Origin of the sequence: Paenibacillus alkalitolerans (assembly GCF_016482785.1) — a bacterium.
GTDB lineage: Bacteria > Bacillota > Bacilli > Paenibacillales > YIM-B00363 > Paenibacillus_AE > Paenibacillus_AE alkalitolerans.
The window spans coordinates 50,493-72,770 of sequence record NZ_JAEMXM010000017.1 but is presented as its reverse complement, the minus strand read 5'-3'; the positions used below and the strand labels follow the sequence as shown (position 1 = coordinate 72,770).

Annotated in this window: 22 protein-coding genes and 1 pseudogene; 6 read left to right on the top strand and 17 right to left on the bottom strand. The window is 49.1% G+C overall.

Annotation, left to right across the window (positions count from 1 at the left end):
• Window positions 1–338: 338 nt before the first annotated feature.
• Window positions 339–1,010, top strand: a complete 672-nt coding sequence (locus tag JET16_RS21665) for an isochorismatase family protein (protein WP_199620330.1) — start codon at window positions 339–341, stop codon at window positions 1,008–1,010.
• 61 nt (window positions 1,011–1,071) lie between these two features.
• Here the strand turns inward: JET16_RS21665 and JET16_RS21660 are convergent, their stop codons facing one another.
• From JET16_RS21660 to JET16_RS21650, 3 genes and pseudogenes are all read right to left on the bottom strand, one after another.
• Entirely contained in the window at window positions 1,072–3,657 is a 2,586-nt protein-coding gene (locus JET16_RS21660; protein WP_199620328.1) for a metallophosphoesterase, read from the bottom strand.
• A gap of 3 nt (window positions 3,658–3,660) precedes the next feature.
• Complete coding sequence (locus JET16_RS21655; protein WP_199620326.1) at window positions 3,661–4,926, bottom strand: class I SAM-dependent methyltransferase; 1,266 nt, start codon at window positions 4,924–4,926, stop codon at window positions 3,661–3,663.
• Between the two features lie 37 nt (window positions 4,927–4,963).
• Window positions 4,964–5,578, bottom strand: a pseudogene (locus tag JET16_RS21650) (nucleotidyltransferase domain-containing protein); the annotation flags it as partial.
• A 389-nt stretch (window positions 5,579–5,967) separates the two neighbouring features.
• On the opposite strand from JET16_RS21650, the gene JET16_RS21645 reads away from it, so the two are divergent.
• Window positions 5,968–6,267 carry a YkgJ family cysteine cluster protein gene (locus tag JET16_RS21645; RefSeq protein ID WP_199620322.1) on the top strand — a complete coding sequence of 100 codons (300 nt, stop codon included), beginning with the start codon at window positions 5,968–5,970 and terminating at the stop codon, window positions 6,265–6,267.
• A 52-nt stretch (window positions 6,268–6,319) separates the two neighbouring features.
• Here the strand turns inward: JET16_RS21645 and JET16_RS21640 are convergent, their stop codons facing one another.
• The 3 genes from JET16_RS21640 to cspD form a co-directional block, all read right to left on the bottom strand.
• Window positions 6,320–7,231 carry an acyl-ACP desaturase gene (locus JET16_RS21640; RefSeq protein WP_199620320.1) on the bottom strand — a complete coding sequence of 304 codons (912 nt, stop codon included), beginning with the start codon at window positions 7,229–7,231 and terminating at the stop codon, window positions 6,320–6,322.
• A gap of 78 nt (window positions 7,232–7,309) precedes the next feature.
• Entirely contained in the window at window positions 7,310–7,546 is a 237-nt protein-coding gene (locus JET16_RS21635) for a cold-shock protein (RefSeq protein WP_199620317.1), read from the bottom strand.
• 80 nt (window positions 7,547–7,626) lie between these two features.
• Entirely contained in the window at window positions 7,627–7,827 is a 201-nt protein-coding gene (gene cspD, locus JET16_RS21630; RefSeq protein ID WP_199620314.1) for a cold-shock protein CspD, read from the bottom strand.
• Window positions 7,828–8,125: 298 nt separating this feature from the next.
• On the opposite strand from cspD, the gene JET16_RS21625 reads away from it, so the two are divergent.
• The 4 genes from JET16_RS21625 to JET16_RS21610 all read left to right on the top strand — a co-directional run bounded on the left by JET16_RS21625 (window position 8,126) and on the right by JET16_RS21610 (window position 13,332).
• Window positions 8,126–9,700 (top strand): FAD-dependent oxidoreductase, encoded by a 1,575-nt coding sequence (locus JET16_RS21625; protein ID WP_199620311.1) that lies wholly within the window; start codon window positions 8,126–8,128, stop codon window positions 9,698–9,700.
• 116 nt (window positions 9,701–9,816) lie between these two features.
• Window positions 9,817–11,145 carry a spore germination protein gene (locus JET16_RS21620; protein ID WP_199620308.1) on the top strand — a complete coding sequence of 443 codons (1,329 nt, stop codon included), beginning with the start codon at window positions 9,817–9,819 and terminating at the stop codon, window positions 11,143–11,145.
• Entirely contained in the window at window positions 11,138–12,202 is a 1,065-nt protein-coding gene (locus tag JET16_RS21615; protein WP_199620306.1) for a GerAB/ArcD/ProY family transporter, read from the top strand. The genes JET16_RS21620 and JET16_RS21615 overlap by 8 nt, the downstream gene beginning before the upstream one ends.
• Window positions 12,199–13,332, top strand: coding sequence for a Ger(x)C family spore germination protein (locus JET16_RS21610; RefSeq protein ID WP_199620303.1), 1,134 nt, complete (start codon window positions 12,199–12,201; stop codon window positions 13,330–13,332). The genes JET16_RS21615 and JET16_RS21610 overlap by 4 nt, the downstream gene beginning before the upstream one ends.
• Window positions 13,333–13,389: 57 nt before the next feature.
• Here JET16_RS21610 and JET16_RS21605 read toward each other — a convergent pair whose 3' ends face one another.
• The 11 genes from JET16_RS21605 to JET16_RS21550 form a co-directional block, all read right to left on the bottom strand.
• Window positions 13,390–13,893, bottom strand: a complete 504-nt coding sequence (locus tag JET16_RS21605) for a YhcN/YlaJ family sporulation lipoprotein (protein WP_199620301.1) — start codon at window positions 13,891–13,893, stop codon at window positions 13,390–13,392.
• A 405-nt stretch (window positions 13,894–14,298) separates the two neighbouring features.
• Window positions 14,299–15,282, bottom strand: coding sequence for an aromatic ring-hydroxylating dioxygenase subunit alpha (locus JET16_RS21595; RefSeq protein ID WP_199620297.1), 984 nt, complete (start codon window positions 15,280–15,282; stop codon window positions 14,299–14,301).
• Window positions 15,283–15,295: 13 nt separating this feature from the next.
• Window positions 15,296–16,282 carry an ABC transporter substrate-binding protein gene (locus JET16_RS21590; RefSeq protein WP_199620295.1) on the bottom strand — a complete coding sequence of 329 codons (987 nt, stop codon included), beginning with the start codon at window positions 16,280–16,282 and terminating at the stop codon, window positions 15,296–15,298.
• 223 nt (window positions 16,283–16,505) lie between these two features.
• The gene (locus JET16_RS21585) at window positions 16,506–16,769 is read right to left on the bottom strand and encodes a hypothetical protein (RefSeq protein ID WP_199620293.1); all 264 of its coding nucleotides are present in this window, start codon (window positions 16,767–16,769) and stop codon (window positions 16,506–16,508) included.
• A 123-nt stretch (window positions 16,770–16,892) separates the two neighbouring features.
• Window positions 16,893–17,177 (bottom strand): ferredoxin family protein, encoded by a 285-nt coding sequence (locus JET16_RS21580; RefSeq protein WP_199620290.1) that lies wholly within the window; start codon window positions 17,175–17,177, stop codon window positions 16,893–16,895.
• Window positions 17,174–18,484, bottom strand: a complete 1,311-nt coding sequence (locus JET16_RS21575) for an FAD-dependent oxidoreductase (protein WP_199620287.1) — start codon at window positions 18,482–18,484, stop codon at window positions 17,174–17,176. Before JET16_RS21575 ends, JET16_RS21580 begins: the two co-directional genes overlap by 4 nt.
• Window positions 18,477–19,541 (bottom strand): electron transfer flavoprotein subunit alpha/FixB family protein, encoded by a 1,065-nt coding sequence (locus JET16_RS21570; RefSeq protein ID WP_199620284.1) that lies wholly within the window; start codon window positions 19,539–19,541, stop codon window positions 18,477–18,479. The genes JET16_RS21575 and JET16_RS21570 overlap by 8 nt, the downstream gene beginning before the upstream one ends.
• A 108-nt stretch (window positions 19,542–19,649) precedes the next feature.
• Window positions 19,650–20,486, bottom strand: coding sequence for an electron transfer flavoprotein subunit beta/FixA family protein (locus JET16_RS21565; RefSeq protein WP_199620283.1), 837 nt, complete (start codon window positions 20,484–20,486; stop codon window positions 19,650–19,652).
• A 111-nt stretch (window positions 20,487–20,597) separates the two neighbouring features.
• Window positions 20,598–20,960 (bottom strand): hypothetical protein, encoded by a 363-nt coding sequence (locus JET16_RS21560; RefSeq protein ID WP_199620282.1) that lies wholly within the window; start codon window positions 20,958–20,960, stop codon window positions 20,598–20,600.
• A 362-nt stretch (window positions 20,961–21,322) separates the two neighbouring features.
• Window positions 21,323–21,604 (bottom strand): hypothetical protein, encoded by a 282-nt coding sequence (locus tag JET16_RS21555; RefSeq protein WP_199620281.1) that lies wholly within the window; start codon window positions 21,602–21,604, stop codon window positions 21,323–21,325.
• Window positions 21,570–22,199 carry a DUF3990 domain-containing protein gene (locus tag JET16_RS21550; protein WP_199620280.1) on the bottom strand — a complete coding sequence of 210 codons (630 nt, stop codon included), beginning with the start codon at window positions 22,197–22,199 and terminating at the stop codon, window positions 21,570–21,572. Before JET16_RS21550 ends, JET16_RS21555 begins: the two co-directional genes overlap by 35 nt.
• Between the last annotated feature and the right edge of the window lie 79 nt (window positions 22,200–22,278).

Below are 22,278 nucleotides of genomic sequence, written 5' to 3'. Positions count from 1 at the left end.
TGTCATAAGGGATTTCGGGGTACTTATCTGTTCAATACTATCCCCCGCATTTAAGGATAAGGGATTTGGGGGTACTTATTTTTTCACATTGATGGGCTATAGGTTCTATTTCTGTGAAATAAGTACCCGCGAGTCGCTAATGCTGTCCGGGCCAGCTCAAACATTAGTAAATAAGTACTTGGAAATCCCTTATTTACTTTTCGAGGCCATCTTATGGGGTCAGTCTCTACCCCCAAAAATAAAATGAATGTCACAATACATAACATTAATCGAACAAATATAACTCCTTATGGTAAAATTGTTAACAAAAGCGTTGCTTGCAATAAGGAGGCGTACGAATGAGGACTAAACAGAGAGTGAAATGGGATCTCGATCCGAACCGGACGGCGCTGATCATCATTAATATGCAGAAGGCTTTTTGCGAGCCGGACGGTGCGCTTTATGTGAGAAATACGGAGCATATCATAGACAATATCCGGAGCGTGTCCGACACCGCAAGAAAAGCGGGCATGCCCGTCGTTTATTTGCGCCATAAAGTCCGGGGAGACGGTGATAGCAACCGGATGAACGATATGTACCCGAAAGTGGTCGACCTCTTGAGAAGAAGAACCATCGACTCGGAAATTATTGACGAGCTCGCCCCGAAACCCGAGGACATTATAATCAACAAGTTATTCTACAGCGGTTTCCACTTCACGGATTTGGATACGATTCTCCGCTCACGAGACGTCGATACGCTGATCGTTTGCGGAACGGCGACGAATGTATGCTGCGAAGCGACTGTCCGAGACGCCGTCCACAAGGAGTATAAAGCGATTGTCTTGAGCGACGCGAATGCCGCCGCGGATTATCCGGATATGGGCTGGGGCGCCGTCTCCGCCGAAGAAATTCAACGGTTAAGTTTGACGGCTATTGCATACGAGTTCGGGCAAGTCTCCTCAACGATGGAAATCGTCGGCGAGATTGAAACGAACATATCGGAAGGATTCGCATCTTTCCATTCGGCGTGAGTAGAGGTACGAAAGCCTATTACAGCAACGAAGGCTGCCGTAATGAACGGCAGCCTTGCGTCTACAGCCTTGGATCGATTTCTTTCTCCTTGGCGCATTCAAAAAGCAAATTAGCGACTACTTCCTTATATGAATCATTGTCCGGTGTAATTTCGTTAAAATTGATGGAGAGCATTCTATTGCCCAGCCGATATTCGTTCATTGACGCACGAAGCTTCGGGTGGATGTTCTTTTGTTTCATTAATTTGCGGTACTTATGCGGAAATTTGTAGTCATACCCGTAAATGATCGATAAATAGTCCGGGTTTCGAACCTTCATATACGGGACGGCTCTGCCGACAACCGCCTCCGGCTTAATGACAACGCCTTCCATATTGTTCTCGACGGTTAGTTTGGAGAAATATTGCCGAGCCCTCACATAGTTGCCGGATTCAGTAATATCCACCAAGAGGAATTCGTCATCCGATAAGAAGCTGTACATCTCGGACGTTTTCCAATCCGGAATTTGTTCTTCCCCATTGTTATACACGACTTTTAAGATTGCAAAAGGTTTGTACTCAAGTTCACCTTCTTCGGCATACAATTCCAGCTGTTTCTTATAGTTATTATATGCATTCACATGATCCGCCAGCGGAACATGGGTTTCCAGAATATCGTGAACATGCTTATAATTTTGATAAATACTCGCCCCATACTTCTCGCTCAACATGGTTTTGGAGATGTGGAATTGGTCTTTTTCAAAGCCGCTTGCCGTATACTCTTCAACCAACTGACGGAATGCTTTCTCAAAGCCGTTCTGTTCCAGAAACTGAAGCTCGCTTGCCAACGCCTTCTCGATCGGTTTGAACTGTCTTTCAATCAGCCCTTCCCCTATTGCTTGCCATGGAAGCAGTTCTCCGTCCAAGATCATTATCTCGATCTCATTTTTCTCCATGTAAGAGCCGAACTTTTGCAAAAGTCTCCCATAGATCTCAGTTAAATCAACCTGATTGATTTTATATCCGTTACGGCTGACCGCAAAGCATTGCTCAATATCCTTATGCAGGTATACATTGCATCTTGATCCCATGTATTTCGGCTGCAAAACAACTTTGTCAATTCCTCGCTGCGCAAAATACTCCAACCCGCGTTTCAAGGACTCAAGCTCATGGACGGACTCATCCTTGTCTGCCGGAGACATCGTTCCGGAAATGAAATTGATTTTATTTCTGGAGCAGTAGTGGAGTCTGCGGACTTCATCGTCATCCAAGTCTTGAAGAGATACCTTCCGTTCCGGCTGGAATAACGTCTTGAGTTCATCCGCCATGACAGCTTGGCCGGACTTATGCGATTTCATAAACGGTTTAAACGATATATCGACCGATGTCAGCACATTGCCGTGAACGCTTCCCGTATCAATATGAAGTTTGTTTTTAATGCGAAAAGCGGTTTTCGCTGCAATATGACCAAATACGTGGTACGGATGGTTGCTCACCGCTTCTTGCTTTAGAAATGCGAGCTGTTCCTCCAGCGGAGCGTTGCGGTCGATGCGGAAATTGCGCTGATGGCGAACCGAATTCATATCCAGCTTGCCGATATATTTTTTTTTGCACGGCGCGTGCGTAACGTAAAAAGACGGCCCTTTCGATCCCGCAAATTTGAAAAACGGCTTCGAAAGAGAAACCAGGTGATAAAACTTCTCCAATAGTTCCTTATCGTTTAACAGAACTTGAGTGGAGTCGAAATACGAATCAAGCGTCTCTTGATCGACGTCTTTTATTTCGCCCTTAGTGAACTTATACACGAAATTCTCATGATTCCCCATGACGAAGAAGAAGTGATCTTGATTATTGTACAAAAACTCTACGGTTTCTCTTGTGTTCTTGCCTTTGTCAATCCAGTCGCCCGCTAAAATGATTTTCGTATCGCGTACTTTATCTGTGGCCACTAACCGATCCGCTTCAATTTTGTACCCGTAACCGAGCAGCAATCCTTTAAGTTCGGAAATGCACTCGTGGACATCGCCAACGATGATATATTTCTGATCGTGCGGGAGGATCGTGGACAAATATTGATCCTTATCCTCAATTACAACTGTATAGCCGGGATTTACCCGCCCGTCTTCGACCGAGAAAAAATCCTTATAACGTACCTTGTGAATCCGGGAGTACCCTTCCCGCGGCAAACTGCCAAGTACATCTTTCTTTAATCGATTAATATGGTTAGTAATTAGTTTCTTTGAACGTTCGGATGCGTAATAGTCCTCGCGTTTCCGGTAATCGAACAGAATGACTTCCAAGTTATAATTGTTCTCAAAGGCGATATCCCGAACCTGCGCCCTAAAATCCTCGGATAAGCCGGTCGTATCGACCACCACAAATTCCGCATTGACCGGAAACGACGTTACCATCTTTAATTTCTCAAACAATAGATGAAACGCTTGCTCGCTTGCCTCCAACATGACTTGATCATATTTATCATAGTCAAAGCCCAGAACTTCTTGGCGAATGCTGTCAGATGAAATATATTGAACATTTGCTCTTATACTCTTTGTTTCATCTTCAAATCTAAGTTGAGGGAGTAAAACTTCCTTCGCAAAGGTTGTCTTCCCGCATTCGGTTGACCCGACCATCATGAAGACGGTATGAACTTTTGTCACAATCTCCACGGTTTACGCCCCCCTTTTCTTCAAAATGACGCCTTGCGTAGTCCGGATATTGTTAACACCGTCCCCGACCTCTACAAATTCGCAGTTAACATCGGTTTCCGAGACGGCATCCAAGAACCACCGTTTGAACGACTCCTGACCCATCTCCCATTTATGGTCGTCATGTCTGAAGCCGGTCAATTCGTAGAACTGATTAAAGTCGGAGTTCGGCGTTGTAATAATAAAATTATCAAAGTCTACATGTTTGCAAATCTGAAGAATTAAACCTTTGGCCTCATCTTGATTCAAATGCTCAATTACTTCTGTTAGGATGACATCCACCTGCTCACCATTGTAGTGTTCCAGGAAATGATCAACGGAACGAAACGTGGCAATATTATCGATCTCTCTTGACGCTGCCTTCCGTTGTACGGTTTCAAGAAGTTCTTCATTGATGTCGATTGCATAATAGCTGTCCTCAATCTTGCCTGCAAAAGGAATCGCGTAAAAGCCTTCCCCGCAGCCGATATCCAATATGGATTTGTTAAAGGGCAGCACACCGCCGATATAATTTCTCCTTTGAAACCCGGTGGCTCCAAAATCAAACCGGATATCATAACGGCTTGTCTTCTCTACTTCGGCTTTATATTTTCTAAACCGCTCTTTAGAGGACAAGAAATATCTTACAAATAAACTGCGGATATAAAACGGAGCGTCGATCACGTTGAGGCTCCTGATGTACTTGTCCAAGACGCTGTCTGAAATATCGATATTTTCATTCCCAAACATCGATAAAAACAAGCACAATACGCTTACGACATGAAGCAGATAAAAGAGGCTTCTGTTCGTCGTTACCGTCAGTGAGTAGCTCTTGTGCGCGAGATGATTGATTTCAAACGTAACATCCTTCATATGCTTCTCAAAAAATTCGACATACCGCACCATTTCGATGTGAATCATATTGATGAAAAATATATTTTCGTATCCTTCCGCGTCCCGGTCGTCTTGCGCTTTCAGCGGCGCCGAGAAAAGTTCATTGATAGCGTTCAATGGAAATAAAGGCGTGTTGTAGCGGGACACATTCAAATACTCGAACCCTTCGCGTTCATGCTGCTTATAGGAAATATCGTTATCCGCATCCTTAAAATAAACATTGAACGTGGAGTGATCCGTATACCAACCATAAGCCGTCCCTTTGCGAATGGATCTCAGCATCATGCCGGAATTCGGATTTTTCTTGATAATAAAAGATAAATTCGGATTTGTTGATTTCACTTGTACGATAGCCATCCGTATCTTCCTTTCACTGTTTTAGCCCCACACTTCTTGCTTTTTTGCGAACCAATAATTGCTGCACAATGCCGTACAACTCGCTTTCCTTTGGAATCAACGATTCCACCAAACGGTCAAATTGTATAGGCGCCATGCTGTTGTACTTTTCGATCCAGCAGCAAGCCAATATCGGCCTTAACACATAAAAATATTTTTTGATCTTTACTTGCTCTCCCTGCAGATACTCCCGATAGTTGCCTTTCGCCATGTTAAGATAGTGGTACATACAAGATTTCGGCGAGAACGTTAAAGGAGATATCCCGCGTATTTGCTCTGCAATCGAATAGGATTCATAGTATTTGATAGGAGACTGAAGCCATTCCAGGAGCGGCGGGTTCGATTTACGGAATAATTGAAGGGCCTTCTTCAAATCCCATCCGTTAATGTCCAGCATATTGTTAATCGGACGTTCGATTACGTCCCTTTTATCAAAGATGGATAAATACCACTCGACCGGACGTATATATATAAACCTCACATCGTAGTCGCTGTCCTTGGATGGAAAACCCCACGCCCGGCTGCCTGACTCGCAGGCGTACAAGATTTTCACTTTTTCCTCTTTTTCGATTTTCTGCAGTTCACTCATGATTACGGGACGGAATTCGGACATCGGTTTCAGCTCCTTTACTGTAACAAGAAAAAAGGCCATGGACTCAAACGTCCATGGCCGTGTAAGTATGTTAAGCGTTACTCAATACTGACTCGCATGCGGTCAAGTATCGCTACAGCACAAACCGGAAGGTCGATGAGATTGGGTTGGATACATGTATGTAAATGGCACTTATCTTCATTCGATTTATTCAAAAAGGATCGAATATTCAACATCCTCGCCGGACCTCCTTAATAACATATATTATTGAAATGATAAGCGCTAACCATTGTTTCGTCAATTGGAAAGTTGTTGTCTGCCGAATACCTGCCATCTTTCCGGAATATGGACAACTTTGTGCGATATATGTTGAACGGCGTTATAATGAGAGGATATTAAGGAGGGATCGTATGGATTGCAGAATAGGTTGCGCCGCTTGCTGCATTGCCGTCTCCATATCTTCTCCGATTCCCGGCATGCCGCAAGGCAAGCCGGCGGGCGTTCGCTGTATCCAGCTGACGCCCGGTAACAAATGCCGGCTTTTCGGAAAGCCCGAACGTCCCGCAGTGTGCGGCAGCTTGCGGCCGTCTGAAGATATGTGCGGACTTACTAATGAAGAGGCCTTTAAGATACTGGAGTCGGTTGAGCAAGCAACGAGACCTCAATCACCCGATTCATCGGTTTTTCAAGCAATGCCCGGAGTGAAATAGTTCCGAAAAACAAAAAAAGGCGCCGACCTCGTTACGGTCAATGCCCTTATGTCTAATGTACTCCCTTGGCTGCAAGCCTCTCGGAAATACGCTTTAATTTCAGATGATATTCCAACAAATCTTGTTTCGCCCGTTCCGCTTCGGTTCTGCTGGGTTGCAATTTATCAATGGCCCAAGTCTGCATCAAGACATCGAAAACTTGGTTAAAATATGCGACCGGCCCATAATTGGCTTCTTTCGCGATGATATCCATGCGGTCTTTGAAGGAAGGCATTTCCTTGCCCGGCATTGCAAAGCTTGTCATCGCCTTATGAATGTAATAAACAAAATTATGGTCCACTCCAAGGTAACCCTTGACGGCATCCCGGTAAAAAGCAAAATGCAGCGCCTCGTCTTTGGACAGTCTCCTAAGAAGTTTGGCCAGTTGGGGATCATGGTCTCCAGCCGCTTTCGCTACATTGTTATAGAACACCATGGTGGCCAGTTCTTGAATGGACGTATAGACCATCGTCTCCATAGCCGTATCAAAATCAGGCATAAAACCCGCTTCGACCACTTGTTTACGCAGCCGGTGAAGCTCGTGCGGGTCGGCGTTGCGGGTGACGATTAAATAAGTTTCAATTAACGACGAATGTTGATCTTCTTCGGACACCCAAGTATGGACGAAATCTTGGAGCACCTGCAGCGAGCCTTTGAACGTCACCGCCAAATGATGATAAAAGAACGGCAAGTTCACTTCGGTCAATAAAGAAGTTTCCACTGCGGTATAGATCGCCTGCGGAAGCTTCCTTTGTTCGACCGACCAAGGTTGTTTCTTAAAACAACGGCCTAACTCCCAAGGGATATACTCATGATAGCTCCAGTCGATTCCCGCCGCGCGCTCGCGATGCTGCTTATACAATTCAGTCAAATACGGTTCCAGTTGCGGATCAAATACGTTCAGTTTGTAATTCTCTTGAGGCATAACCAAATCTCCTTAAACATTACTCCCCATAAAGCGTACCCGCTTTTCGTTTTTTTATTATTATGCAAAACCATCTATCTATTCATTGACTGGGACGGTCTTCTTCAAATGTTTTAAGTCTTGATTTGAATTGATGAGAATCGGGAGACTCTTCACGCTGTTGATCATCGGAGACTTGCACTGCGGACAACACGGCATGGCTTCAAACGAAAAATCGTCTCTCATCCAACCGTTGCAATCTTCCTTCGTACACGACCAAATGGAGGTCATTTCGTTCGGAATATCCTCCAACGCCCTCTTCCGTGAATAATACATGGACCAGCCTCCTCAATGGAATTTTATGAAAAAGGCTGCCCCTAACTTCATGTTAAGGGCAGCCTTTATTCGGCACATTCTTACAGTTTTACGACATTCTCGGCTTGCGGACCGCGATTGCCTTGAACTACGTTGAATTCAACGCGTTGGCCTTCGTCCAGCGATTTGTAGCCGTCGCCCGTGATCGCACTGAAGTGTACGAATACGTCGTTGCCGCCTTCCACTTCGATAAAGCCGAAGCCCTTCTCCGCGTTAAACCATTTCACTGTTCCTGTTTGCATGGAAATTCCTCCAAAAATAAAATTTACATGACTTTCTTGATTTCAAATGAAACAAAAAATTCACATATTGGAAAAGGTACCATCGCAGAAAATGATAACCCTTTACAATATGTGAATTGCGAAAGTCAGGTCTCAATTACGATATTTAAACTATAGCATAGTTTTCTCCGGTTAGCAACACCCAAAAGCGGCATCACAATTTTTCGGCAAATTCCTCTAAAATGGAAAATAAAAATGGATGACTCATCCAACTCGTGTTACGATAAAATCAGAAATCCAACGGGAGAGGCGAGTGAACATGGGAGAGAAAACAGCTGACATAATAGTGCTGGGCGGCGGTTTGGGAGGATGCATGGCTTCGTTGGCGGCGGCGAAACTAGGCCTTACAGTCGTTATGACGGAGGAAACGGATTGGCTTGGCGGGCAGCTGACGAGCCAGGCGGTCCCGCCGGATGAACACCGGTGGATCGAAAGCTTCGGATGCACGCAAACGTATCGGGAATTCCGCAACCGGGTTCGCCAATATTATAAAGACAACTATCCCATGACAGAAGATGCGCTGAGGAACGAGCGGTTAAATCCGGGGAACGGTTGGGTGAGCCGACTTTGCCACGAACCGAAAGTCGCGCTTCGCATCATTGAAGATATGCTGGCTCCTTACGTCAGCAGCGGACGAATAACGGTCTATTACGGCTGCCGTGTCGTGTCGGCGGAAACCGACCGGGACTATATCGTATCCGTAACGGTTAAGCACGTTTCCAGCGGTCAGCTAAGATCGTTAAACGCCTTCTATTACTTGGATGCGACGGAGTGCGGAGACCTGCTCCCGTTAGCGGGCGTGGAATATGTGACGGGACGCGAGGCCAAGAGCGAAACGGGAGAAGCTCATGCGCTCGAAACGGCGGACCCGTTGGATATTCAATCCTTTACCTTTGTGTTTGCGGTCGATTACGTTGAAGGCGCTGACTTCACGATCGAGAAACCGGAGCAGTATGATTTTTGGCGCGGGTTCGTTCCGGGTTTCTCGCGATTTCCTTTGTTCGGTTGGAAGACGGGCGACCTCAACGATCCGGCCAAAGTCAAAGAAATCACTTTCTTGCCTGACGGTAGCAACCCGATGCCCTATTGGACATACCGGAGAATTATCGATCGCTCCTTGTTTGCGAACGGCTTGTTCGAAAGCGATATTACATTGATAAACTGGAGCCTGAACGATTACTTTCTGGGTCCTATTTACGAGGTTCCGGAGGAAGAAAGGGAAAAGCACTTGAAGGGCGCACGCCAATTGAGCCTGTCTCTTCTTTATTGGCTGCAGACCGAGGCGCCGCGCCCCGGCGGAGGAAGAGGTTATCCCGGCATCAGACTGCGCAAAGACGTGCTGGGTACGGAAGACGGTCTCGCCAAACATCCTTACATACGCGAATCTCGCCGCATTAAAGCGGTGTATACGATTACGGAGAATGACGTCAGCTTGGACGTTCGTGGCAAACAAGGCATTCGCCGTTACGAAGACAGCGTCGGCGTAGGAAGCTATCACTTGGATCTTCATACAACGACTAAATCGAACCGCGGCTTCTTCATTCCAAGTTTGCCTTTTGAAATCCCGTTGGGCGCGCTGCTGCCGGTTCGAATGAAAAATATGCTGCCGGCATGCAAAAATATCGGAACGACACAAATTACGAACGGATGCTACCGATTGCATCCGACGGAATGGAATATCGGCGAATCCGCCGGTTACTTAGCCGCATATTCCGTACTAAACCGCGTCACGCCGCACCAGGTTCGAGAAAACAAGGAACATCTCGGAGCTTTCCTCGAACTGATTCGGCGGCAAGGAATAGAAACCCACTGGCCTGACGGCTTGCTTTCCTAATCCGCAGAGATGAAAGGCTCCGGCCGCTTGAGGCCGGAGCCCTTTGTTTTCCGCACTTTACCCGTTGGAATAATGGTTGCGCCGTTGTGCCATATTATGGTCAGGTGAAGCGGACAATGGATGACTTAATGACCAGATTGGTCGAACTTCAAAGCAAGAACAGCGATTTCTTCATCAAACAAGTGCATCTCGGCGGAATGCAGCTGTCGCTTTGCGGTTTCGATACGCTTATGGACTTCTCGAAAACCTTATTCCAGCTTCAGAGTATGGCACAAGGCGCGCCGGTTCCTTCTACGCTGGAAGACCTGGCGGCACGCATCGGGGGAAAAACCGGGCTCAGCGCGCACGATGTCGAGAAAGCCGTTACGAATGGAAAGCTGATCGCTTTCAGCACGGACGGCAGTTTCAGAATTATGCTCGAACCGGTACCCGCAAGTCTCCATCGCTCCGTGTCGGAACCGCAGCAAGAAACCGTACTTATGGGGCCGCACGATGCGTTCCAAGAGGATATTCATACGAACGGCGGCATGCTGCGTGACAAATTAAAGACCGACAAGCTCATCCATCTGAGGTTCACGGTCGGAAAACACCATAGACGCGAAATCTCGATGTTTTATCTGGAAGACCAGCTGGATAAGCATACGTTGGAATATCTCGGCGCTCAGCTCCAATTGAATGAACATATTGAACTGGACAACCTCCAAAATTTAGCGCAAATTATGGGGCACCGTTGGTGGAACCCGATTCCTACATATTTATCGACGGAGCTGCCGATTCAAGCCGTTAACTTCTTGAAGAGAGGGCGAATCATTCTGTTCGTTGACGGCTTTCCGTACGCGTTCGTGTTCCCGAAGGTTTGGTACGACATGTTTTGCTCTGCGGCCGACCGGCAATTTCCGCATGTGATCATGTATTTCATACGTGTCGTCCGTGTCATTTCTTTCATTACCGCACTAATACTCCCGGGATTGTATGTGGCGCTCGTCTCGGTAAATCCGGATGTGTTAAAAATCCAATTGGCACTATCCGTCGCCCAGAGCAGGGTCGGTATTCCGTACCCCGCACTATTCGAAGTTATTTTGATCTTTATCATTATTGAAATGGTCGTGGAAGCGATACAGCGGCTCCCGTCCAATATAGGAACGACGATAACAATGGTCGGCGGGATTATACTAGGCGAAGCGGTAGTTCAAGCTGAGCTGATCAGCAATTTGTTGATCATCGTCTTGGCCGCCACCACGATTGCCAGCTTTGCGCTAATCACCATCCATGCTTCCTTCTTCGTCCGTTTGGCGAAATATTTTATTCTTGCGATGGCTGCCCTTTACGGTATTCTCGGCGTTATTGCGGGGCTGCTCGTTGTCGCGATTTTCATTTCTCACATAACATCGGTCGGGCAGCCCTATACCGAACCTTGGACAGAGGGAGGCGCAAGACATGAATAAGCCTCTTTCGCTGGCTGTTACGTTCATCTATATCCATCTCAGCATGTCGTTCTTTTTGTTTCCGGAATACTTGTTGAACGGCACGGACAGAGCATTCTGGCAGCCTTTGGCGATCAATGCGCTGATCCAACTCGCTTTCCTCCTTCTTCTTATTTGCGGACTTCGCAAATTTCCGGAACATGACGCAATCGATATAGTGAACCCGACGGGCAAGATTTGGAGCTTTGTTTTGTTTGTTCCTTTGGCGATGCAGTTTTTCTCTTGCGCCGTCATTATGGTCCGAGGCCATTCCGAATTGGTTTCGATAACTTTCTTGCCTCTAACGCCCGTATGGCTCATTACTCTGTTATTCATCATTATCGCGTTATATGGGGCTTTGTGCGGTCTGCGAACCATATTCCGCGCGAGCTTGATTATTGCGGCTTTTTGCATCCCCTTCGTTTGTTTTTCGCTGCTTACGGCGGCGAAGCTGTTCGACGTAAACAATTTGTTTCCGCTGTGGGACGGCTCTTTCTCATTTGTGTTCAAACGCCAGTATTACCGGACGTTCACTTTGTACGCGGGATTTTTGTTCCTGTGCTTCGTTCCGGCGGTAACTCCCGTCCGGATCCGCTGGATCGCCGGCGCGTGGGGCGTTTTCGTCGTTATTTTGTTGTATTCGGTATATATGCCGGTCTTAATCTACGGATCCGAGTCGGCCGCGACGCTCCGTTTTCCGGTTATCGCAGCGATGGATTCCGTCGAGGTGCCTTGGCTTATATTCGACAGGATCACAATGATATATTCCGTCTGCACGATGATCTTCGTGTTTTTGTATATATCTATCATGATTTGGTCCGTCGGACATATCTCCGATAAATTGGCGCCACGGCTCCCGAAACGGATGATGATAATTTTGACTTCGGCTTTTCTTTTCGTCGGAACGCGCTTCACAAAAACTTGGTACGATTTGGAGCTGCTGATCGATTGGACGCAACCGCTGCGGCTGTACTGCATGACTGCGGTTCCATTAGGGGTGTTTATCATCGGGACGCTAAGAAAGGATAGAAAAACATGAGCCTGCTGCAAATATTGCGAAGCCTCCGATGTGCGAGACGCCCTCTTCACGGACAACCTCCGGTTGCCTACTTCCGGCGCTTAAATGTCGTTCTAGTTGCCTTAATTATTGCGGCTACCGGCTGCGGGGATATAAAAGATATCAACCATCGGGCTCTTCCCCTTGTGATGGCGATTGCCCCGGGAGATGAGAAGGATTTTAGAGTCGCTTTACAAATCCCTTTGCCCGGGCGGCAGCAGTACACCGTCAGGACGGTGTCCGCGGAAGGAGATACAGTGAGCGAAGCTATACAACAGGTGCAGATGAATGTGGAAAACCATCTGGACTTGCTGCATTTGAAGCTGGTCATATTCCATATAGATTTGATCAAAAAGGGGATCAACGAAGAACTTGAATATGTCATCCGCTCCCGGCAAATCGCCCCGAAATCGTTTATCGCCGTGACCGAATCGGATATCGTGAAGCTGTTGAAATCGACAAGGGAACGCGTGGAGCAGGACGGTACGACCTTTTACAACTTTTTCAGCGAAACCGCCGGATGGACCCCGAATATTTCCAATACGCGTCTTTGGGAAGCTTACCGCGCCATTCATTCTTCCAGCCAAGACTACATGGTCGCGATCGTAAGGATCGGGGATGACGAAATGCTGGAATCGAGAGGTTCGGCGACGATCGCAGGCGGCAAGATGGTCGACCGGCTCGATTCGGGAGAGACGCTTCTTGTGAATATATTCAATAACAAGTTTCAAGGAGCGGTCATTCAAGTACTGGAAAAAGCAAGCGTTCAGGTTACCAATGCCGAGGTGCAAAATAGAGTTTTCATTGAGAGAGGCGTACCAAAGCTTCGCTCCAAATTAACGCTATATATCAGCATCGAGGAGACGAAAGGGAAACCGTCCCCCGGCGAAATTCGTCAACAATTAGACGAAGAGATGGAACGCCGGTTCAGGAAGATGTTGAAGCGCACTCAGAAACACAAAGCCGATTTATTTCATATCGGACAGCATTTTAGAAGGATTCTTACGCTTGAAGAGATGAAAAAATGGCGAAGCGAGTACTACCCGCGTCTGGAGGCGGATATCGAGGTAGAAACGTTGATCCGCAATACCGGAGATTTGATCAACGAGTAAACAACGAGACCCATCCCTGCGCTAACCCAAGGATGGGTCCCATCTGCGACATGCGACTTATCTCGCTTTAGGAAACATTCTGATGATCATCTCGTTAAACTCTTCGAAGAAACCGGCAACCGGCCTTCCCTTTTGAACGTCGTTGACGTACTCATTGACTCGGTCGACAAAATCCGGATTTGTCGAGACATACACATTCCGGATATTCGGATCCGCAGCTCTGACCTGTTTGGCGATCTGGTCTTCGAACTTGCGGTCCAACGGCCGGCGGTTGTCGTCCAACACGGCCGCAACGTACGCGTTCCGCTGCGTAACAAGCACATTCGCTTGATCTATTCCCTTCATCTGCGCGATTTTTCTCGCCGCCCGATCCGCTACTTGAATTCGGTTGTCGGCATTCGCTTGCCGGTCATCGCCCCGAACGTCCTGCCGAGCCGGAGCTCCCCGGTTGTCCTGCGCGGCTTGCTGTCCCATTTGATTATCTTGGGCTTGATTGGGATTACATCCGGTTGCAAACAAGCACATTCCGGCCATTACAATGATTGACGCTTTTTTCCACATGATGCTCACCCCTTTTCGTTTTGCAGTTAGTTTGCCTCTATTTCCAATTTACATTCACGCCGCATTCGCTCATTATTTGTGGAAACAGTTTGCCGGAATGCAGCGGTCGGTGAGGTGGAACAATACAGAATGCCAACGTAGTGAAAAAATTTAGGGTAAGGGGTGAGCAATGTGCAGCAATGGATCACAAACATGTGGCGGGTTCCCAATGGAAGACGGACAATGATGTCTTTAATGGCGATCGGACTCGGCGCCGCCGCCGTCGGTATCGCCAGACGCCAAATAAACGGAAGGAACAAGAGGAAAAGAACGTTTGTTATAGGGAATTTTAACGATAATTTTTGATCCATACACGAAGCAAGGGCACTGACCGTAAAGATCAGTGCCTTGTAATTTCCGCGACGTTTATGCTGTTCCCCAGGTTACATTGAGTTCCCCTAACCATTTGCGGTACGCGATGCTCATCCGATCCGCCGGCAGGTGGAGTTCGGCTTGCAGATCGAGCGGCAGCAGTTCGGGCCGTTGGCTCTCAACTACGGAGCTGTCTTGATTTAAAATCAGCTGCTGAAACCGCTCAAACTGCTCATCCGGAATATCGAAACCGTAATTGCGCGATACATTGATAAAAGCCTTTGACGATAGCGGACCATCCGGCAACACGGCAAACAACATGGAGAAAACTTCCCGCGAGGCGGGATCGGTCTTCTTTAACCGTGCGACGGTCGGCTTTAAGATTTCGTAAATATACCTTGTTGTCACCGGCATTCCGCGCCCGTCCGGGTCGGGCTGGTACACGGCGATTTCATCGGATACGATACGGTCTTCCAGCTTGCGCACTTTATAATCGGATATTTCCGGATATGCCGGATCTCCGAGAAAGCCTTCATGAAGAAAAGCCAGATGACCGACATCGAGAAAATTTTCAACGACACGCGGTACGGAAGCTTCCAGATAATACGGCCCGCAGTGCACGGTCCTGTAATTTGCATCGTCATATTCCGGATACGACGGAAGGGAAGCGTCAGCATTGCCGTCGCCATTCAAGCATACCCAAACGATACCGTACGCTTCGGTGCATGCATAAGGAACGGCGCGCGCTTTCGCGGGAATCGCCCGGTTTTCGCACTGCTGCGGGATGTGCGTGCACTGTCCCGCTCCGTCATATCTCCATCCGTGATAAGGACAGACGATTTCATCTCCTTGTTTTTTACCTAGGGATAGTGCGGCTCCGCGGTGAATGCACAAATCCTTCAACGCCTTAATCCCCTGCGAAGTACGAAAGACGACAATCCGCTCTCCCATGACGACCGCACCGACCGGTTTTTCACGGACTTCTTTGGAAAACGCCACCGGATGCCACTCTTTCATTAAAACGACGTCCATTGTCATATCCGGTTTCTCCTCATTGCAAAAATTCGGTGGTATATGCATTGTTCGCTTCATCCGGATTATCGATGAGACCGATTTCGGCCAACTGACCGGCCAATGCGGTCCAACGCTCCGCGGTCATCGTGCCGGCTCCGCCCGCCTCGGCATCTCCCCCGAATATCAATTCCATTTCATTTTCCGCGGTCGCTTTCATACTTTCCAACGTCAGATCGGGATTTGCTTTTGCAATAACCGGATTAATTTCTTCATAATTGGTTTTGTAATATTCCCATCCCTTGATGCTGGCTTCAACAAACGATCTCACCAGCCCCGGCTCGTCGCTGATCATTTTCTCCGTTGTAAACAGCACGTTCGCATATGGCTGATATCCGAGATCGTGAATACGCAGAAAGGAGACCTCCGCATTTTGCTGCTTCAAGAGGTACGGATCGGATGTTACGTAGCTTTGTATAGCTGACTTTTGATCTGCAAGAAATCCGCTGTAATTTCCGGTAAAGGCCACTTCCTCGAAATCGTTCAGATCGTACGCTTTTTTCATATACTCCCAATACATGGCGCCCGGTGCGATATAAAGCGAGCGGCCGCTTAAATCTTGGGCGTTCGAAATGTTCTCCCCGGCATGAAACATGATGGCTTGCGGATTAATTTGGAAAATGGCGGCCACAGCCACAACCGGTATCCCCTCCTCTCGAGCTGCCAGGAGTTCATCCGCTTGCGCCATGCCAAATTGAACTTGACCTGAAGCCACTTGCTGAATCGCGGACACCTGCGGCCCTCCCGGCAAGATCGTCATATCCAATCCCGCTTCCTTATAAAAACCCTTCTCCAATGCGGCATATTGCCCGCCATGCTCAGGCTGCGCGAACCAATTCGTTACTTGGGAAACTTTCGCCAACTCCTTGGGCGCGGCGGAATCCGCCGGCTTGCCGCATGCGCTCATGAAAGAAACGGACAAGCCGATGATCAACAACAGGTGACGCAATTGTCTTCTTTGTTTCATTCGGTTCCCCCTCCGCCCCGGCACGCCCTATTAAGTTTGCAGATGAGTTCAATGCTATAACTTTAACAACGTGTAATTTACCTGTAAACATACATTACATATAATTGTGTAGCTGTATAAATATTTCACATTAATTTATTGTCTTTGCACAGAATACAAGCTCACTGTGTGAATATATATGACGTTGATATAACGAAAGATTCTATCGAAGCAGGCGCGGCCGTCAAACCGCCTCCTGTTTCACTTCGGCACAACGTGGTTCATCCGTGAACCACGGTGTTTCACTGTGGAACAAGCGCGCCCGTGCAACCGCCTCCTGTTTCACGTCGGCACAACATGGTTCATCCGGGCACCACGGTGTTTCACTGTGGAACAAGCGCGCCCGTGCAACCGCCTCCTGTTTCACGTCGGCACAACATGGTTCATCCGGGCACCACGGTGTTTCACTGTGGAACAAGCGCGCCCGTGCAACCGCCTCCTGTTTCACTTCGGCACAACCTGGTTCATCCGTGCACCACGGTGTTTCACTGTGGAACAAGCGAGCTATATTGATAACAATAAAGAGCGAATCGCGGTTGAAGAAACCATGATTCGCTCTTTTTTGCGGCGGTTAACCGTATTTGTAGGTGATGCCGTAACCGCCCTTCGGGTACACCCATTCGATGTTGTCGTAGGGGCATGCAATGCGGCACGTCCCGCATTCGATGCAATTTTCGTACGCGACCGTCGTGATCTTCAGCTTTTTCTCCCAATCGTACACATCGGACGGACAGAAATAGTTGCAGTCCTTCGTCGTACACTTCAGGCAGTTGTCATGTTCCTTGATGATCAAGTGGGAAACATCGTCGCACTTGTAGCGGATGGTAAACAACTTATCGGAAATCGACTCGGTCATCCGTTCATCGCCCTCCAGCTTTTAAAGCCCAGTTTCAGCAGATTCACCGTTCCGCCGGCGGCTTCCTTAATTAATTTTATGGCCAACTTTTGTTTTTGTGCCTTGGAAACGCCGTCGACCAAAAACATATGGTAGGCGGCCTCGTTAACGGCTTGGGGCAGCTTGTCGAACAGAAGCTCCGGGTCTTGCTCTTTCAGCATTTGATGCATTCCTTTATACTTCTTCAAATCTTGCTCGATAAATGAGTTTCTGATTTTTTGATCGTATTCCTTGAGTGTCTCGCGCGTGAAGTCGTTTCTCTGTTTCGCCTCGATAATCGCTTCTCCTGCGAAGCGGCCCGAAGTCATAGCGAGGTTCGTGCCCTCCCGGTGAACGAAATTGACCAGCTGCGCCGCGTCTCCGGCGATACACCATCCGTCTCCCGACAGCTGAGGAATGGAGTGATATCCGCCCTCGGGGATCAGATGCCCCGAGTATTCCAACACTTCCCCTCCTTGGATCAATTTGCGGATCATAGGATGCTGCTTCGCAGCCTCCAGCAATGCATACGGCTTTATTCTCTTTTCCCTCAGCTGGTTCACCATGACGCCGACGCCGAGGGACAGCGTTTCCTTGTTCGTATATAAAAATCCCATCCCGGCCATTCCTAAAGATGTGTCGCCGAGAAACTCGATGGTTACGCCCTCGTCTCCTTCCAGGTTAAACCGGTCCTCTATTTTCTCTTTCGGCAGGGCAATGACTTCCTTCACCGCCAACGACACTTCATCGGGCCGCCACTCCTTGTGTACGCCGAGCGACTTGCCGAGCAGCGAGTTGACTCCGTCGGCTATTACCACCACATCGGCGTACAGATCCCCGTCCGGCCGGTCCGTCTTCACTCCGACGACACGGGTGCCTTCTTTCAGCAATTCCACGGCCACGGTTTGATAGACCGGGATTGCGCCGGCTTGGACCGCCTTGTCCGCAAACCATTGATCGAATTTCACGCGCAAGCCCGTGAAGCAGTTATAAGGCAATTTGTAAGCTTCGTTGCGATGGCCGAACGTCACTACGGATTGCTTGCCCATCATCCAAACCCGCTGCTCGACGATATGCCGTTCCATCGGAAATCCTTTTTCCGTCCAAAATTCCGGAATGATGTCTTCCAATTGTTTGCGGTACAACACCCCGCCGAATATATTTTTAGCCCCCGGAAACTCGCCGCGCTCCAGCAGAACGACGCTCAGTCCGGCCCGGGCCATCGTAAGCGCCGCCGCCGCGCCAGCCGGCCCGGCGCCAACGACAACCGCGTCAAACTTCTCATTCATGAACCTCCACCCTTTCCACAGTCAGCGTTCGTTTCTTCTTCACTTCGGCCGTGATGGCGGGAACGATCTTGAACAAATCTCCGACGATCCGGTAATGGGCTGTTTGAAAAATCGGCGCATCCGCATCTTTATTAATGGCGACGATCACTTCCGAATTCGACATCCCGACCAGATGTTGAACCGCCCCCGAAATTCCTATGGCGAAGTAGAGCTTGGGTCTCACCGTATACCCGGTTTGTCCGACCTGATGCTCATGCTTGATCCAGCCCGCATCGACCGCCGCTCTCGAGGCGCCCACCACTCCTCCGAGCGCGTCGGCGAGCTCCTTCAACATCGCGAAAGGCTCCGGTCCGCCCAATCCCCGGCCGCCCGCAACGATAATTTCCGCCTCTTCCAAATTCACCTTTCCTGTCTCTTGAATGAAGTCCAGTACTTGCGTCGCAATTTGCTCCTCGCTCATCGTATTCTCGACTTTTACAATTTCCCCGCGGCGGGAATCGTCTCGCGGCAGCGCCTGAAACACGCCGGCGCGGGCGGTCGCCATCTGCGGCCGGTATTGTTTGCAAAGTATGGTGGCCATCATTTTCTCGGAAAAAGCCGGGCGGCTTGCAAGCAATAGCCGGGAAGGCGGCGGCTCGACATCCAATTCCGTCGTATCCGCAGTGAGCCCGGTCGGAAGGTGGGTCGCGATCGCCCCGGCCAAGTCCCTTCCCGTGCCCGTCGCCCCGAACAAGCAAATCTCGGGCTTCGTCTCGTTGATAACCTTCATTGCAACCCGGCTGTACGGCCTCGTCCGGTACTCTCTGAGTTCCGGCGCTTCGCACAAAAACACTTTATCGGCCCCGTAATAAAGCGCTTCTTTCGCCAGATGCGCCACATTATCTCCGATCACAAGCGCCATCAGTTGTACATCGAGCTTGTCGGCGAGCCGTTTGCCCTCTCCCAGCAGCTGCCAGGAAACTTTCTTGGCTTCCCCTCCCCGCAGTTCCACGAACACGAGCACTCCCCGATAATCCGACCAATCTTGCGTTCGTTCGGCTTCTCTCTTTGCTGACACAGCCTTCTCCTCCTTTGCTCCTTCTATGCGCCAATCCGAGGGCAACCTTCGGTTTCCTCCATGCTCGTTCTATGCGCCAATCCGCGGACAACCTTCGGTTGCCTCCTTTTACGACGTCCACCCTAATCTTTCCGGCAGTTCGGTATCCCACAGCTTCCCCACCAATTCTCCGGCGACTTGCTCCGGAGTGTCGCCGTTCACGAATAGACCGTTAATCTTCCTCACTTCAGGCACCCAAGTCTTGCTTACGATTGTCGGCGAACCTTTCAACCCGATCTTGGCGGCGTCCAAATCGGGGAAGTCGGCGGTTGTCCATATGTAAGGCTTATACCTGGCTGCACGGATCATTCCCGGGAGCGGAGCTCTGCGCACTTTGTTCAATTCCTTAAGTGCGGTGATGAGAAGCGGCATGGAAGACTCGACAACTTCGACACCGTCCTCGAGAAACCTGTGCACGGTTACTCTCCGGGCGGAAGGGTTCACATCGGCCACCTTGCCCACGTATGTCAGCTGCTCCAAGTCCAATCGGCAAGCAATTCCCGGACCAACCTGCCCGGTATCCCCGTCCAGCGTTTGCTTTCCGCAAAACACTATATCTGCCGGCCCCCACTGTTCCTCCACTTTGCGGATCGTCTTCGCCAAAACATAAGACGTCGCAAGCGTATCCGCACCGGCGAACTTCCTGTCGGTTACGAGGATGGCCTCGTCCGCGCCGAGCGAAATGCATTCCTTCAGCGATTTTTCCGCCGGTGGCGGACCCATCGTCACCACCGTAACCCTCGCGCCGTGTTCATCCTTGATGCGCAGCGCCTCTTCCAATCCATGCAAGTCATAGAAATTGACAATGCTGGGAACCCCTTGCCGGATCAACGTATTGTTAACGGGATCGATGCGAATTTCCCGGCTGTCTGGCACCTGTTTAATGCAAACGATTAGGTGAAGCATTCCGTTACCTCCTTGCTTGTGTTTAAGCACTACGCGCCAATCTTACGATTGGCTCCTTGCTTGTGTTTAAGCACTACGCGCCAATCTTACGATTGGCTCCATGTAGATGGCTCACAGCTTATCCCAGTCGTCCCAATACGGATGGACGAATGCATCGGTAAGCTGATCTTTGCGGGAACTCGTTAGGATCGCTTGCGACAGTTTCCATGCGTTATCGAACGATGAGGGAGCGGTCGTATGAAAAAGCGGCGGAACGGACCAAAAGACCCGCTCTTCGGACACCGGAAACACGGTGACTTTCCAGCCGGCACTCCATTCACCTTCGCTCCACCACAATGCAATGAGCCAATGCGTGAATGCTTGGGCAATCCCGTCTTTCCGAGGGTAGATTTGTTTCAACTCATTCTGGTCATTCTTTCCAATAGGGACAAGCGGCCTCTGAAAGAGGTTTCCAAGATTCAGTAACTGGCTCATGCATACAGCCTCCCACATGAGTTTGTAACGACGTATATTGGCCGAGGAATCGTGTCTTAAGCGCTTCTACTTCCGATACCAAGTACTGAAGGTTATGTTTAATCATATGCGGACTTAGGGAATATATTGTCTTGATCTTTGTCCAAAACAAAAAAGCCTGCCAAATCGGCCGGCTTGTATTTGTGCGAAACAAAATAAGCGCCGCGCGCGACAGCAACGGCTTCTGTCGGCACAGCGCTTATTATTGCAAATCGCGGAGCCTGTGGATCCACTCCGTTAATTTCTCTTGGGTTTGATCGTATTCGGCTGTTCCCCAAAATCATCAAAAAAAAAGAAGCGGTTTCCCGCTTACCTCTGATGAATCAGTTCAATTGCGCTTTTCGCAGGGACGCATCCCTGGATGCCCCGGCATCGATCATGTTGATCCGGTGCAGCCAAAGCTCGGGCGTGAGTCCGTTCCGGCGTGCTTGATGCAGGCGATCGGCATGATCCCCGCTGTTGTCGTAACGGCCCAGCTTCTCAATAACCGGGAGGTATGCAATTACAAGTTCACGTGCATCCGACAACGTATAGCCGTAACGCTTGGAAAGGTGAGTAACGATCCCTCTCTCATAACGATCCAACCTGGTCCGTCTTGCGGTCATGAAATTGCCACCTTCTTCCGTTAAAAATATGATAGCCGGTTAAGTCCAATGACTGTTCAAACTTCGTGTTGCAAAAGGCGACTTGATTACCCAACTGCATAGTGTTTAACCTTCTGCCGCTTCGCGATCTGACGATTTGCCGGTAAAACCAGAGCGCATCTTTCTTCAATTGTAGCGCATCTTCGACGATCTTTCCAGTATCGTTGTCGGCCATGGGCCCGAACAGGAGATCCGGATGACGGACGCAAGGGTCGTAGCCTTGCCGGGCTTGAGTACGGTGAAGGTAGATGAACCGCGCCCATGGAAATGTTTCCGACAAATATACCCTTGGCTCATACTCAAAATCAATTTTCTCCGCATCAAACGCGATTTGTAATACACAAGGACAGGGAATGTCGATACCGGCGTATTTCCTGGCGGCTTCCCGCGCCCACCTCTTGGCCTGATCCAGTGATGTAGTGGTATAGAAGCCTGCGCCAAAGTCCCGGTCCGGCCGCCAATATGTACTGTCAAGCAGCTTTGTCCGAAAGGAATCGAGGCAAACATCAACGGTGCCATGATACAACGTTTGCGGATACATTATCGTAGGATTCATTGGGACAACCTCCAATATCCATTTAAACACAAAATCACGAGTGGAGTAAGCCTTATCCCAAGAATCGTTTACGGGGCCA